Source organism: Actinorhabdospora filicis, from assembly GCF_030269765.1.
GTDB lineage: Bacteria > Actinomycetota > Actinomycetes > Mycobacteriales > Micromonosporaceae > Actinorhabdospora > Actinorhabdospora filicis.
Genome location: NZ_BSTX01000002.1, coordinates 677992 through 691157, shown reverse-complemented (window position 1 = coordinate 691157; position 13166 = coordinate 677992). Strand labels below are relative to the sequence as shown.

The 13166-nt window shown below is 72.5% G+C and carries 15 protein-coding genes; 7 read left to right on the top strand and 8 right to left on the bottom strand.

The genetic code is table 11. The features are described from left to right. Window positions 1–124: 124 nt before the first annotated feature. A complete protein-coding gene (locus QSK10_RS15925) occupies window positions 125–730 on the bottom strand; it encodes a histidine phosphatase family protein (protein WP_432705333.1) in 606 nt (201 codons plus the stop codon). A gap of 23 nt (window positions 731–753) precedes the next feature. Here QSK10_RS15925 and QSK10_RS15920 point away from each other — a divergent pair, with 23 nt between their 5' ends. Genes QSK10_RS15920 through QSK10_RS15910 form a run of 3 tightly spaced genes read left to right on the top strand, consistent with a single transcriptional unit; the run spans window position 754 to window position 4671 of the window. Further along, a complete protein-coding gene (locus QSK10_RS15920; protein ID WP_285663595.1) occupies window positions 754–1443 on the top strand; it encodes a class I SAM-dependent methyltransferase in 690 nt (229 codons plus the stop codon). Then, window positions 1440–2378, top strand: a complete 939-nt coding sequence (locus QSK10_RS15915) for a decaprenyl-phosphate phosphoribosyltransferase (protein WP_285663594.1) — start codon at window positions 1440–1442, stop codon at window positions 2376–2378. The genes QSK10_RS15920 and QSK10_RS15915 overlap by 4 nt, the downstream gene beginning before the upstream one ends. Before the next feature lie 22 nt (window positions 2379–2400). Further along, on the top strand, window positions 2401–4671 hold the full coding sequence (locus QSK10_RS15910) for a hypothetical protein (RefSeq protein WP_285663593.1): 2271 nt from the start codon (window positions 2401–2403) through the stop codon (window positions 4669–4671). On the opposite strand, the gene QSK10_RS15905 is transcribed toward QSK10_RS15910, so the two are convergent. The 3 genes from QSK10_RS15905 to QSK10_RS15895 are packed head-to-tail and all read right to left on the bottom strand — an operon-like array spanning window position 4668 to window position 6465. After that, complete coding sequence (locus tag QSK10_RS15905; RefSeq protein ID WP_432705332.1) at window positions 4668–5063, bottom strand: arsenate reductase ArsC; 396 nt, start codon at window positions 5061–5063, stop codon at window positions 4668–4670. The two genes, QSK10_RS15910 and QSK10_RS15905, sit on opposite strands and share 4 nt — an antisense overlap. Then, window positions 5060–6115, bottom strand: coding sequence for an ACR3 family arsenite efflux transporter (arsB, locus tag QSK10_RS15900; protein WP_285663592.1), 1056 nt, complete (start codon window positions 6113–6115; stop codon window positions 5060–5062). Before arsB ends, QSK10_RS15905 begins: the two co-directional genes overlap by 4 nt. Continuing rightward, window positions 6112–6465: an ArsR/SmtB family transcription factor gene (locus QSK10_RS15895; RefSeq protein WP_432705331.1), complete on the bottom strand. Its 354-nt coding sequence runs from the start codon at window positions 6463–6465 to the stop codon at window positions 6112–6114. Before QSK10_RS15895 ends, arsB begins: the two co-directional genes overlap by 4 nt. Before the next feature lie 125 nt (window positions 6466–6590). Between QSK10_RS15895 and QSK10_RS15890 the strand changes: the two genes are divergently transcribed. After that, window positions 6591–6722, top strand: a complete 132-nt coding sequence (locus QSK10_RS15890) for a hypothetical protein (protein WP_285663591.1) — start codon at window positions 6591–6593, stop codon at window positions 6720–6722. 80 nt (window positions 6723–6802) lie between these two features. Then, entirely contained in the window at window positions 6803–7303 is a 501-nt protein-coding gene (locus QSK10_RS15885; RefSeq protein WP_285663590.1) for a DUF2306 domain-containing protein, read from the top strand. Here the strand turns inward: QSK10_RS15885 and QSK10_RS15880 are convergent. The 4 genes from QSK10_RS15880 to QSK10_RS15865 all read right to left on the bottom strand — a co-directional run bounded on the left by QSK10_RS15880 (window position 7257) and on the right by QSK10_RS15865 (window position 11538). Next, window positions 7257–8495 (bottom strand): MFS transporter, encoded by a 1239-nt coding sequence (locus QSK10_RS15880; RefSeq protein WP_432705330.1) that lies wholly within the window; start codon window positions 8493–8495, stop codon window positions 7257–7259. The genes QSK10_RS15885 and QSK10_RS15880 overlap by 47 nt on opposite strands. Continuing rightward, window positions 8483–9838, bottom strand: a complete 1356-nt coding sequence (locus QSK10_RS15875; protein ID WP_285663588.1) for an FAD-dependent oxidoreductase — start codon at window positions 9836–9838, stop codon at window positions 8483–8485. Before QSK10_RS15875 ends, QSK10_RS15880 begins: the two co-directional genes overlap by 13 nt. 98 nt (window positions 9839–9936) lie before the next feature. Beyond that, window positions 9937–10266 (bottom strand): ArsR/SmtB family transcription factor, encoded by a 330-nt coding sequence (locus QSK10_RS15870; RefSeq protein WP_285663587.1) that lies wholly within the window; start codon window positions 10264–10266, stop codon window positions 9937–9939. Between the two features lie 36 nt (window positions 10267–10302). Further along, a complete protein-coding gene (locus QSK10_RS15865) occupies window positions 10303–11538 on the bottom strand; it encodes a M28 family metallopeptidase (protein WP_285663586.1) in 1236 nt (411 codons plus the stop codon). Window positions 11539–11787: 249 nt separating this feature from the next. Between QSK10_RS15865 and QSK10_RS15860 the strand changes: the two genes are divergently transcribed. Together QSK10_RS15860 and QSK10_RS15855 are read left to right on the top strand one after the other, a co-directional pair. Beyond that, window positions 11788–12147 (top strand): ArsR/SmtB family transcription factor, encoded by a 360-nt coding sequence (locus QSK10_RS15860; protein ID WP_285663585.1) that lies wholly within the window; start codon window positions 11788–11790, stop codon window positions 12145–12147. Beyond that, window positions 12135–13166 (top strand): ArsO family NAD(P)H-dependent flavin-containing monooxygenase, encoded by a 1032-nt coding sequence (locus QSK10_RS15855; RefSeq protein ID WP_285663584.1) that lies wholly within the window; start codon window positions 12135–12137, stop codon window positions 13164–13166. Before QSK10_RS15860 ends, QSK10_RS15855 begins: the two co-directional genes overlap by 13 nt.

Sequence of the window (13166 nt, the reverse complement as noted above, 5' to 3'; positions counted from 1 at the left end):
AAGGACAGGTAACAGGGCAGAACATGGCGATCTCACGCGCCCGAAGGCGTCGTTTCTGACCGGTGTGTGCGCTGGGTGCGATGGCCACCCCGCCCGTCACCGGCGGGGTGGCCGTCGTGGCCTGTCAGGTCTCCCGGTACGTCAGGTCCGTCAGCTCATCGCCGGTGAAATGCAGCGTGGTGATGCTGGCCAGCGCGCACTGCCGCCGTCGCGGGTCGTGCCACAGCCGCCCGCCCTGCCAGTGGCGGCGCAGGATCCAGATCGGCAGCTGGTGGGAGACCAGGACGGCGTCGCGCCCGGCCGCCACGGTGCGTGCGTCGTCAATGGCGGCGAGCATGCGGGTGCGGACCTCGGTGTAGGGCTCGCCCCAGGAGGGCCGGAACGGGTTGTGCAGAGCCAGCCAGTGCGCGGGGTTGGCCAGGGCGCGCAGGCTCATGTCGACGCGGCGTCCGGCGAGCCGGTGGCGGGCCTCGACGAGGCGCTCGTCGGGGGTCACCGGGACGCGCAGGGTGGCGCTGATGGGCGCGGCGGTCTGCATGGTGCGTTCCAGCGGACTGGCGGCGAGGTGGGCGACGTCGATGCCGTCGAGGGCGGCGGCGGCGGCCTCGGCCATGCGGTGCCCGGATGGGGTGAGCGGGAAGCCGGGAAGCCGCTCGTAGATGACCTTGCCGGGGTTGTCCACCTCGCCGTGGCGTACCAAATGCACGCGTGTCTGTCCAGTTAGTTGCACTATGTAGTCATAGCATCTAGCTCATGTACATTGATACCGAGTCGACGGTCGGCTCGGCTCCCTCGACGCGTACGTTGATGCGGGCCGCGCGGCGGCTGTATCCCGGTCCGCCGTCGCCGACGATCGCCTTGCAGCGACTGCGTCCCGCCGTCTGTCCGCTCGACCGGGTCCTGCAATACGTTCCCGCCGACGCCCGGGTTCTGGACGTCGGTTGCGGAGGTGGCCTGTTCCTGGGGCTGCTGGCCGCCTCCGGGCGCCGGGTGAGCGGGCATGGCGTGGACATGTCGGCCTCGGCGATCGCGATCGCCGACGCGATGGCCGCGCGGGTCACCGAGACCGGGTCGGTCCTCACCTTCGAATGCCAGGACGCGACCACACCGTGGCCGCGCGGCGAGTACGACGTGGTGTCCATGCTGGACCTGCTGCATCACGTGCCGCCCGGCGAGCAGCGGGCGGTCTTCGCCAAGGCGGTGGCGGCGCTGCGGCCCGGCGGGACGCTGCTCTACAAGGACATGGCCACCCGGCCGCGCTGGCGGGCGGCGGCCAACCAGCTCCACGACCTCGTCCTGGCCCGGCAGTGGATTCACCACGTCGCGCTCGACGAGGTGCGCCGGTGGGCGGTCGAGGAGGACCTCGACATCGTCCACTTCGAGCGGATCAACCGGCTCTGGTACGGCCATGAGCTGCTGGTGCTGCGGCGGAGCGGCTCGTGACGGGGCCGTCTCAGGGGACCGAGACCCTGAGTCACCCGGCCGAGACTCGCACCGCCGGTCGCGGGTTCGACATCGGCGCGGTCGTGATCGCGCTGCGGCCGCGGCAGTGGCTGAAGAACGTCCTGGTCTTCGGTGCGCCCCTGGCGTCGGGGACGATCACGTCCCCGGAGGTGGCGCGCGGGAGCATGGCCGCCTTCGGGATCTTCTGCGCGGCGGCCAGCTCGGTGTACCTGTGCAATGACGTGCGCGACCGCGCCGTCGACGCCCATCACCCGCGCAAGTGCCGCCGTCCGATCGCCGCGGGCCTGGTCAATCCGGTCTTCGCGCTGGTATTGGCGCTGGTGCTGGCGGTGACGGCGCTGGGCGGGGCGTGGCTGGTCACGCCGGAGCTGTTCGCGGTGATGGTGATCTACCTGGTGGTGCAGGCCGCCTATTGCTTCGGGCTGCGCGAGATGGCGGTGGTGGACCTGCTGGTGGTCACCAGCGGGTTCCTGCTGCGGGCCCTGGCCGGTGGTGCCGCCTGCGACATCCCGGTCACCGGCTGGTTCGTCAGCGTCATCGGTTTCGCCTCCCTGTTCGTGGTGGCGGGCAAGCGGTTCAGCGAGGTCGTGGCCGCCGACCGGCAGGAGTCGGGCAAGCGCGCGCTGGCCGGGGTCTACACCGCCAGCTACCTGCGCCTGGTGTGGGGCAGCGCGCTGGCGCTGACCCTGGCCGCCTACTGCCTGTGGGTCTTCGAGGGCACCGGCGCCGATGAGCCGACGCCGTGGCGGGCGGTGTCGATCGTGCCGATGGTGGCCGCGATGCTGCGTTACGCCCAGCTCGTCGACGGCGGCACGGCCGAGGAGCCCGAGCGGGTCCTGCTGTCGGACCGGATGCTGATCGGCTGCGGTGTGGTGTGGCTGGTCAGCATCACCGCGGCGACCGTCCTTTCCTGATCTTCCAGAAAGCGTTCTGACGATGCTCGGTGGCGTTCTCACGCTCGTCCTGTCCAGCGCGCTGGTGTGCGTCACGGCCGTGGTCGTGGTGCGGCGGCTGCGGTTGCGCGGGCTGCTGGAGAGACTGGTGGCCTTCGGGGTCACCGGTGTGGCGACGGTGGTCGCGGTCAGTCTCGTCGTGGGCGGGCTGCTGCGGATGTACCGGCCGCTGCCGCTGCTGTGCGCGTGCGCGCTGATCGCCGCCGTGGCCGTCGCCGCCGAACTGCGGTGGCCCACACCTCGCCGGACGACGTCGCGGTGGGCGAGCGGGTGGCGCGCTCGGCCGTGGTTCACCGCCGCCGCCGGTGTGCTGGCGCTCGCGGTGTGCGGGCAGTACCTGTGGCGGCTGCTGCTGGCGGTGCGGCTGCCCGCGATGGACTGGGACGGCCTGCAGTACCACCTGGTCGCCGCCGACACCTGGATCCAGGCGGGATACGTCGGGCACAGCCCGTACACGGTCTGGGCCGACGTGTACCCGCTGAACATCGAGCTGCTGTTCGGCTGGACGGGCGTCTTCGGGCACACCATGCGCTACGCGCCGCTCGTCCAGTTCCCGCTGTACCTGCTCGGCGGGATCGCGGTGGCCGGGCTGGCGCGCCGCATGGACGCCGGGCGGCGGGCGGCGGTCGTGGCCGGGCTGGTCTACCTGGCGATGCCGGCGGTCTTCGCGCAGGCATCCACGTCCTACATCGACGCCGCCAGTGCCGCACTCGCGCTCAGCGCGCTGTACCTGCTGACGGGGCTGGTCCCGGCCCGCCGCGCCGGGGTGCCGCTGCGGCGCGGAATCCTCGTCTACATCGGACTCGGTGGTGTCGCGACCGGGCTGGCGGTGGGGGCCAAGACGCCCTACCTGGTGCTGCTGCCGGTGGGCGTGGCCGCGTTGCTGGTCTCGCTGTGGCGGCTCACTCCCCCGGCGGAGCGGCGGTGGACGGCGTGGTGCCCGGCGGTCCTGGCGCTGGTGACGGCGGCGGTCCCGGTCGCCGCGTTCGGCTCGTTCTGGTACCAGCGGACCTGGATCGCCTACGGCAACCCGTTCCATCCCTTCACCCTCGGCCCGTTCGCCGGTGAGGGCACCGTCCAGGACCTGATCATGGTCCACAACACGCCCCCGGAGATGGCCGGCGGCGGTCTCTCGGCGATCGCGGCGTCCTGGAGCAGCGACTTCGAGCGGCACGTCGTCCAGTACGACTCGCGCTTCGGCGGGCTCGGCATGGCCTGGCTGACGATCATCGTCCCCCTGGCGCTGGCGGCGATCTGGCTGTATATCCGGAGCGGACGGCGTGGTCCCCTGCCGGTCTACCTGGCCGCCGGGGTCCTGACGTTCGTGATGAGCCCGGCGCCGTGGTGGGCGCGGTACACCCTGCTCACCGCCGCGGTGGGCTGCGCGCTGGCGGCGGTGGCGCTGACCCGGCTGGCCGTCGAGCGGCGCGCGGCCGCCGTGATCTGCCTGGCGGCCCTGACCGGGCTGTCGGGGCTGTCGATGTGGTGGGGCACCAACCCGACGTTCATCTGCCCCGTCGACACCTGCGACACCGAGGGCCCGCTCACCGCGCGAGCCACCTTCGACCTGATGTGGCGGCCCGGCCGCGCCGACCGCATCTGGCCCTGGAAGCACTACACGGCGCTCGACCAGATACCGAACGGGAGCACCATCGCCGTCCCGGCCGAGCCCGAGCAGCGGTTCTTCCACCCGATCTTCGGCGCCGATCTCCAGCGCCGCGTCGTCGTGATCGACCCTCCGTCCACCGTCGACGCCCTCGCCGAGGCGATGCGCGCCACCGGCGCCCGCTACGTCCTGCTGGACCCCAGGATGGCCCACGACGTGGCCGTGGCCGCCGGCCGCGACCCGCGCTTCGCGGTGCGCACCACCGACACCAGGATCTACGGCGCCGACCTCTTCGAGTTCGGGTCATTTCCGGACCAGTGCCGCCACCTCGCCGCCGACATCCGCCTGACCGGCACCGTCCGCGTCGAGACGGGCACCAAGCTGACCTTCACCGTCACCGACGGCTGCCAGCAGCCGATGCCCGGCGCGCGCGTCGAGCTCTACGGCTCCGACCACGACCGGCACCTGCCCTACGACGACGTCCGCACCGCCCGCCGCACCACCGGCGAGGACGGGCGGGTGACCTTCACCGTCGGCGAGAAGCCCGGGCGCTGGGACTACTTCGCCCGCTACACCGGCGGCAACTACGACCAGCCGGCGGTGACGCCGAGGGTGATGGTGACGTCGGGGACCTCGGCGAACCGCTAGCCGGCCGGGAGTTCGGTGAGCAGGGCGCGCACGCGGGCGTCGATGTCGTCGCGGATGGCGCGCACTGCGTCGGGGCCCTGTCCGGCCGGGTCGTCCAGTTCCCAGTTGAGGTAGCGCTTGCCGGGATAGACCGGGCAGGCGTCGCCGCAGCCCATGGTGATGACGACGTCGGCGGCGCGCACGGCGTCATCGGTCAGCGGCTTGGGGTACTCCGCCGACAGGTCGAGGCCGAGTTCGGCCATCACGGCGATGACGGCGGGGTTGATGGTGTCGGCGGGGGCCGATCCGGCGCTGCGGACGGTGACGCGTCCGGCCCCGTGGTGGGCCAGGAGCGCGGCGGCCATCTGGGAGCGCCCGGCATTGTGGACGCAGACGAACAGGACGTCGCTCACGTGGTCTCCTTGAAACGGTGGCGCAGGGCCAGTGCGGCGTGGACGAGGGCGACCAGGACGGGCACCTCGATGAGCGGTCCGACGACTCCGGCCAGGGCCTGGCCGCTGGCCACGCCGAAGGTCGCGATGGCCACGGCGATGGCGAGTTCGAAGTTGTTCCCCGCGGCGGTGAACGCCAGTGTGGTGGTGCGTTCGTAGTTGAGGCCGATGGCGCGTCCGAGGGCGAATGATCCGGCCCACATGATCGCGAAGTAGGCCAGCAGCGGCAGCGCGATGCGGGCGACGTCGAGGGGCCGGGAGGTGATCTGCGCGCCCTGGAGGGCGAAGAGGATGACGATGGTGAACAGCAGCCCGTAGAGGGCGAAGGGGCCCAGGCGCGGCAGGAACGTCGTCTCGTACCAGGTGCGGCCCTTGCTCTTCTCGCCGAGCTTGCGGGTGAGGTATCCGGCCAGCAGCGGGATGCCCAGGAAGATGACGACGGACTTGGCGATCTGGAGTGCGTCGACGTCCAGGCCGGTCTGTTCGAGGCCGAGCCAGCCGGGCAGCACCTGGAGGTAGAACCAGCCGAGGACGCCGAAGGCGAGCACCTGGAAGACGCTGTTGAGGGCGACGAGGACGGCGGCGGCCTCCCGGTCGCCGCAGGCGAGGTCGTTCCAGATGATGACCATGGCGATGCAGCGGGCGAGGCCGACGATGATGAGGCCGGTGCGGTACTCGGGCAGGTCGGGCAGCAGCAGCCAGGCCAGGGCGAACATGAGCGCGGGCCCGAGGATCCAGTTGAGGGCCAGTGAGGACCACATGAGGCGCCTGTCGCCGGTGACGGAATCCAGGCGGTCGTAGCGGACCTTGGCCAGCACCGGGTACATCATGACCAGCAGGCCCAGGGCGATCGGCAGCGAGATCCCGTCGACCTGGACGGCGTCCAGGACGCGCCCGAGCCCGGGAATCGCGCGCCCGGCCAGCAGCCCGGCGCCCATGGCCAGGGCGATCCACAGCGGCAGGAACCGGTCGAGCCGGGAGAGCCTGGCGGCCGGTGCGGCGGTGGTGGTCACGCGGCGGCCACCGTCATGGGCGCGAGGACCTCGGTCAGGCGGGCGAGGGCTTCGGGGACGGGCCGGTAGTAGACCCAGGAGGCGCGGCGCTCGCCGGTGATGAGCCCGGCCTCGCGCAGGACCTTCAGGTGGTGGGAGATGGTCGGGCCGGTGAGGGTGAAGGCGTCGGTGAGGTCGCAGACGCAGGCCTCGCCGCGCGGGTCGCCGGTGATCATGCTCAGCAGCTTCAGCCGGGCCGGGTCGCCGATGGCCTTGAAGGCGCGGGCGAGGTCGGCGGCCCGCTCGTCGGGCATGACGGGGCGCGGGGTGGGGACGCAGTCGTCGAGAAGGGGCAGGAGCGGTTTCGACACGCGCCTATCTTGACAGATGTCTAAATCGATGTCGATCGAAGCCGGGGGGCGAAGCGGCGAATGCGTTCCTCGGCGACCGGCTCGTTCATGCCGCCGGGACGAACAGGATCCATCGGAATGTCTCGATGCGGCTGCCACTGGGACTCTGGCTGATCGCCGGAACGTCGCGGCGCCGTGCGCCCGTCCGCCGTCCGTTCTCGGCCCGGGCCACCGTCTCGCTCGCGCTGGTCATCGGCGCCGTCGGCGGCATCTACTGACGGCCTCGGGAACCGCCCGTTCGCCCGCTGCCCGCCGTCATGACCGCGCCCTACGCTTGAGGTGTCGATGAGGAGCGGTGATGGGGACCGTCGAGATCGGCGGGCTGGAGATACCCGCCGCCGGGCCGGTGTTCCTCACCGCCCTGGCGATTCACGTCCTCGCCGGTCTGGCCTGCGTGGCCTCGGGCGCGCTGGCGGCACTCTCCCGGAAACGGCACGGGTGGCATCCGCGCGCCGGGACGGTCTACGTCCTGGGCATCGCGGTCGTCTTCGCCTCCGCCGCCGTCATGGCGATCGTGCGGTGGCCGCACGACGTCCACCTGCTGGCCATCGCGACGGTCGCGCTCGTCACCGCGCTCGCCGGGCGGGCGCTGCGCCGCCGTGGCCGTCTCGCCTGGCACGGCTCGCTGATGGCGGGCTCCTATGTGGCGCTGCTGACCGGGTTCTATGTGGACAACGGGGCGCGGCCGCCGGTGTGGGACGCGCTTCCGCCGATCGCCTACTGGCTGCTGCCGGCGGCGATCGGGTTCCCGCTCACCTGGTGGGCGCTGGCCCGCCATCACCTTCTGCGCCGCCGGTGAGCCGGGGTGCCCGCCCCGCGAGGGCCAGCAGTCCGGCCGCCGCCAGGCACACCGCAGCCGCGGTCCACATGAAGACGTCGGCCGCCAGCAGCGCGGCTCCGAGTGGCGCCAGGGCCTTGGCGATCGTCATCGGGAACACCATGGTTCCGGCGATGGTGGCGTAGCGGGCCGTTCCGTAGCGTTCGGCGAGGATGGCGGGGCGGGCGATGGTGGCCACGCCGAAGCCGAGTCCGAAGGCGATGACACAGGCGGCGGCCCCGGCCACACTGCCCGCGAGGAAGGGCAGCGCGGCGAGGCCGAGTGCCTGGACGGCGAAGATCGCGGCGGTGATGGCGGGCATGCCGAAGCGGCGGGCCAGCGCGGTGGTGGCCAGCCGCCCGGTGACCGACAGGACTCCCAGCAGCCCGGACAGTGTGGCGGCGAGAGTGGCCGCGTGCCCGGCTTCTGCCAGGTAGGACACCAGCAGCACTCCGATCGCGGCCACCGCGGCGGAGTGAACCACGAACGCCACGGTCAGCAGCCAGAAGCCCTTGTCGGCCAGGGCTCGGCGCACGTCACCGCCGCCGGAACGCACCGAGGAGGCTCGCCGGGCGGTGGGGACGGCGAGCAGATGCCCGGGGATCGCGGTGACCGCGAGCAGGACGGCGAGGGTCACCAGGGCGGTGCGCCAGTCCCAGGTCGCGGCCAGCCATCCGGTGAGGGGGAAGAGGATGCTGCTGGCGAATCCGGCGACGATGGTGACGGCCAGCATCACCGAGGCGCGCCGTTCGGGTGCGGTGACGGCGATGAGGACGGAGAAGGCGGCCTCGTAAAGCGACATGGCCCCGGCGAGTCCGATGAGGACGAAGACGGCGTAGAGCTGCCACAGCTGACTCACCTGGGACCACAGCAGCACGGCCGCGACGCCGAGGATGGAGCCGGTGGTCATCAGGGCGCGCCCGCCCCGCCGGTCGAGCCATCGCCCGACCGGGATCGCCGCCGCGGCGGCGGCCAGGACGGAGACGGTGAGCGCGGTGGTGACCTGGAAACGGCTCGCCCGGAGGTCGGCGCTCATGGGGTTGAGCAGGACCGAGAAGGTGTAGAAGAGGACGCCGTACCCGACGGTCTGGGTGACGGCGAAGACCGCCACCAGCCCCGTGGTCCGGGACGTGGTGGCGGTCCTCGTTTCGGTCGTGGTGGTCACCCGCAACATCCGGTGGTCTTCTCCGCCACCAGCGGGAGGGTGAGCAGGCCGCCGGCGACGCCGGTGGCCAGGCCGCGCTTGATGACGGGGAGGACCTCGGTGGCCGGAGCCGGGGTTCCGCAGCAGGAGTCGGCCCCGGTGGTGGCCGGGGAGGAGGAGCAGACGCCGGTCTCGGGCAGCTCCAGCCGCACGTCGCGGGCCGCGGTCCAGTCACCGGCCAGGGCGGCGACCACGGACCGGGCCTGCTCGTAGCCGGTGGCGAGGAGGAACGTGGGCGCGCGGCCGTAGGACTTGGCGCCGATGGCGTAGAAGCCGGGCTCGGGGTGGGCGAGCTCCTCGGCGCCGTGGGGCGGGACGGTGCCGCAGGAGTGCTGGTTGGGGTCGATGAGCGGGGCCAGTGCGCGGGTGGAGCCCAGGATCGGGTCGAGGTCCAGGCGCAGTTCGGTGGCGATGGAGTGGTCGGGGCGGGCGCCGGTGGCGTTGACGATGACCTCGGCGGCGACCTTGCGGCCGTCGGCGGAGACCACGGCGTCGGCGGTGATCTCGCGGACGTGGAATCCGGTGTGGACGGTGAGGGTCCCGGCCTCGACGAGGTTCCTGATGCGGGTGCCGATGGCGCCGCGTGCCGGGAGGGCGTCGGCCGCGCCGCCGCCGTAGGCGCGGTCGGGGTTGGCCGCGCGCAGCAGCCAGTGGACGGTGGTGCCCGGCAGCTCGGCGAGCGCCAGCAGCGTCCCGGTGGCGGAGTGCCCGGCACCGGCCACGGCGACGGTGCGTCCGGCGAAGGAGGTGCGCAGGCGCCCGAGGACGTCGGGCATCCCGGCGTGGATCCTGTCGGCGGCCTCGGGCTCACCGATGGCGGGCAGGCCGTTGCCGCCGAGGTGGTTGGGAGTGCGCCAGGTGCCGGAGGCGTCGATGACCGCTTGGGCGAGCAGTTCGGTGCCGTCGGACAGGCGCAGCACGAACGGTGCTTCGTCGCGTCCGGTGGTGCGGACCTTGTCGATGCCTTCGCGGGCGATGGCGGTCACCGCGACGCCGGCCCGTAGGCGCGGTGCGATGGCGGGGTGTGCGGCGAGGGGCGCGAGGTAGTCGGTGATGAGTTCGGCTCCGGTGGGCAGTGCGTCGGGGTCGGGCGCTGTCCAGCCGGTGGGCTCCAGCAGTGCGCGGGCGGCCGGGGCCGTGTTGTACCGCCAGGGTGAGAAGAGCCGGACGTGGCCCCACTCGGCGACCGAGGAGGCGATGGTCTCCCCGGCCTCCAGGAGCACGAAGTCGATGCCTCGGTTGGCGAGTTCGGCCGCCGTGGTGAGGCCGACGGGTCCGGCGCCGATGACGGCGATGGGGTGGGTGCTGCTCATGACGCCCTCCGAAGATGTTTCGATGATTGTCGAATCAGATGTGACCGAGCCTGCCACCTGATTCGACGATCGTCAAATCTGATGGAGTGAGACGCGAGTCACTCCCGGCAGGCGCCGGGAGTGCTCGGCGCGGGCTTGCCCATGACGAGGTCGGCGGCCGAGGGGAAGCGGTCGAGGCAGGCGGCGTTGATCCGGTACCGGCGCGCGTTGCCGTCGGGCTCCACCAGCACGAAGCGCACCTCCAGGAGGATCTTCAGATGCTGCGAGACGGTCGACTGGGCCATCTTCATGGCCGCCACGATCTCGCCGACGCTCAAGGACTCCCCGTGTCGCGCGAGCAGCTCGACCAGCTGCACGCGGGTGGGGTCGGCCAGGGCCTTGAACCAGGAGGCGTACTCGACGGCCCGGGCCCGGTCCAGAAGTGCCATGAATCCTCCATCGTTCATCGGCGATCAACGATGATGTTAGACCTCGCCTCCCGCCGGGGGCAAGGCCAGTTCGGTGACCGTCTCGATCAGCAGGCTCGCGGCGGCGGTGAGGGTGGCGTCCTCGACGCGATCGGGCGTCTCGGCCGGTGTCTGGTAGCCGGGCATGCCCATGCCGATCCCGGCCGAGGCCAGTCCGGCGGCGGCGTAGCGGCGGTTGTCGGAGGGCATCGGCTGTGCCTTCAGGGGCACGCCCGAACGTCGCGCCGCCCGGTCGAGTGCGAGCAGCAACGGTGCGGCCGGGCCGCCCGCTTCGACCGCGGCGATTCCCAGTCGTGCGGCGCCGTCGAGGTTGATCACGTAGGTGCCCGGTGGCACCGTCGGCGCGTGGTGGGCCGAGCCGTGCGCACCGGCCTCCTCGGCGTCCAGTAGCGCCACGGACAGGCCGATCCCCGGCGGGAGGACGGCGTGCAGGATCCTCGCGGCCTCGATGACGGCCGCGACGCCGGAGGCGTTGTCGCAGGCGGCCGGGAAACGCCGGTCCGGGTCGTCGCCGACGCCGTCGAAGTGGGCGGTCAGCAGGACCGAGATCGCGCCCGGCGGCCGGAACTCGGCGATGACGTTGGTCGCGGCGACATCCACGGTGCGGACCGGGACGCTCGCGGTGAACTCCCCGCCCTCGGCTCGCATTCGTGCGTGCAGGTCGGTGCGAACGGCAAGGACGGGGATGCCCACCACCGCGGGCCCGGCGATCATCTTCGGCATCCACCCGGCGGTATCGGTGCCGCGTGGCACGAGCAGCCCCACCGCGCCCGCCGAGACCGCCGCGGCGGCCACGTCCGGCCCCCAGGAGGCAGACGCCCACCACGCGCCCGCCATCGCCGCGCCCGAAACCGGAGCGGACACCGGCTCGGGCAGCCCGGCCGAGGCCAGATGCTCACAGAAGTCACGGCGGAAGACCAGGCCCGACCCGCCGAAGCGGGCGATCGGCGTCGCGTGGACCTCCCGCACCGCTCCCGTCACCGCGAACGGGTCGAGGCGAACCTCCGCTCCCGCGTCGCTCAGGAGCGCGGCCAGCCACCCGGCGGCCGCGCGCCCTCCGGGCGTCCCGACACGGCGTCCGGTGAGGTCACCGGCGGCCAGCCGCTCCACGGTCCGGCGCATCCGCAGCCGATCGGGGCCGGTGCCGCCCATGGGCGGCACCGGCGTGACGAAGGCGCTCACCCGCAGCAGCCCGAGCTCCGCGGCGCCTCCGCGGTCTCGGTGCCGCAGCATCCGGCGGCGGTCGCATCGGTGGTCCCGCAGCAGCCGCCCTCCGCCGCGATCGTGGCCACCGCGGCACCCCCGCAACACCCGCCGGAGGAGGCGGGCGGGTGGAGCGCGGCCATGGGATCCCCGGCGAACCCACCTGCGGGCTTGGTCGTTTCGGCGCTCATCTTCGGCTCCCAACTATTTCGATGTTCCTCGAATCACGAGGATGGGTGGAAGTTTGCATCCTGATTCGATGCCTGTCAACATAGGGGCATGCCGAAAGAGCTCCAGCTGCTGCAAGCCACTCCCGGAGGCTGCTGCACCCCCATCACCGAGGAGCCCCTCGCCGCCGGCGACGCCACCGAGCTCTCCCGGCGCTTCAAGGCCCTCGGCGACCCCGTGCGCCTGCGGCTGCTCTCGCGCATCGCCTCGGCCGAAGACGAGATCTGCGTCTGCGACCTCACCGGCGGCGACTTCGAGGTCTCCGCGCCGACGATCTCCCACCACCTGAAGGTCCTGCGCGAGGCGGGCCTGATCACCGGCGAGCGGCGCGGCACCTGGGTCTACTACCGTCCCGTACGCGGCGAACTGGACCGGCTCTCGGCGCTGCTGGGCGGGCAGTGGAGCGCGTAGACGTCGCCGTCATCGGCGGTGGGCAGGCCGGGCTCGCCGCCGGGTACCACCTTCGCCGCGCGAAGGCGGACTTCCTGATCCTGGACGCCGAGCCGGAGCCGGGTGGCGCATGGCGGCACTACTGGGACGCCCTGACCCTGTTCTCCCCCGCCGAGTACTCCACCCTGCCCGGCTGGTGGATGCCACGCCAGGACGGCCACCCCTTCCCCACCCGCGACCACGTCGTGGACTACCTGGCCGCCTACGAGAAGCGCTACGCGCTGCCCGTCCGCAGGCCCGTCACCGTCACCGCCGTCGAGCCCGGTGACGAGCACCTGAAGGTGGTCACCGACACCAGGACCATCGCGGCCGCCGCGGTCATCTCGGCGACCGGGACCTGGCGCTCACCGCACGTCCCGGCCATCGAGGGCCGCGAGGTCTACACCGGGCGCCAGCTGCACACCGTCGGCTACCGCTCCCCCGGCGAGTTCGCCGGGAAGCGTGTGGTCGTCGTCGGTGGCGGCAACTCCGCCGCGCAGATCCTCGCCGACGTCTCCACCACCGCCACCACGACCTGGGTGACCCGGCGCGAGCCGAGGCTCCTGCCCGGCGACGTCGACGGCCGCGCGCTCTTCGGCATCTCCACCAGGGCGCGCACCGACCCCGGCGCCACCCGCGTCGGCGACCTCGGCGACATCGTCGTCACCCCGGCCGTCGCCGAGGCGCGCGAGCGCGGCGTCCTGACCGCCCGGCCGATGTTCGACCGGCTCACCCCCACCGGCATCGCCTGGGACGGCGGCGAGAGCCTCGACGCCGACGCGATCATCTGGGCCACCGGGTTCCGCCCGCACCTGCCCCATCTGGCCGCCTTCAGCGGCCCCGACGGCCGCATCCGCCTCGACGGGAACCGGGCGGTGACCGAGCCGCGCCTGCACCTGCTCGGCTACGGCGACTGGACCGGGCACGCCTCGGCGACCATCATCGGCGCCGCCCGCACCGCCAAGGACGTCGTCCGGACGGTCCTGGAGCAGCTCACCTGA

What these genes read in the sequence shown, in the direction of transcription:
- QSK10_RS15870 (WP_285663587.1), bottom strand. Translation starts at nt 10,266, where the DNA reads ATGGCACTTCTGGACCGGGCCCGGGCCGTCGAGTACGCCTCCTGGTTC.
- QSK10_RS15920 (WP_285663595.1), top strand. Translation starts at nt 754, where the DNA reads ATGTACATTGATACCGAGTCGACGGTCGGCTCGGCTCCCTCGACGCGT.
- QSK10_RS15885 (WP_285663590.1), top strand. Translation starts at nt 6,803, where the DNA reads ATGGGGACCGTCGAGATCGGCGGGCTGGAGATACCCGCCGCCGGGCCG.
- QSK10_RS15875 (WP_285663588.1), bottom strand. Translation starts at nt 9,838, where the DNA reads ATGAGCAGCACCCACCCCATCGCCGTCATCGGCGCCGGACCCGTCGGC.
- QSK10_RS15880 (WP_432705330.1), bottom strand. Translation starts at nt 8,495, where the DNA reads ATGTTGCGGGTGACCACCACGACCGAAACGAGGACCGCCACCACGTCC.
- QSK10_RS15860 (WP_285663585.1), top strand. Translation starts at nt 11,788, where the DNA reads ATGCCGAAAGAGCTCCAGCTGCTGCAAGCCACTCCCGGAGGCTGCTGC.
- QSK10_RS15865 (WP_285663586.1), bottom strand. Translation starts at nt 11,538, where the DNA reads ATGCTGCGGCACCGAGACCGCGGAGGCGCCGCGGAGCTCGGGCTGCTG.
- QSK10_RS15910 (WP_285663593.1), top strand. Translation starts at nt 2,401, where the DNA reads ATGCTCGGTGGCGTTCTCACGCTCGTCCTGTCCAGCGCGCTGGTGTGC.
- QSK10_RS15890 (WP_285663591.1), top strand. Translation starts at nt 6,591, where the DNA reads ATGCGGCTGCCACTGGGACTCTGGCTGATCGCCGGAACGTCGCGGCGC.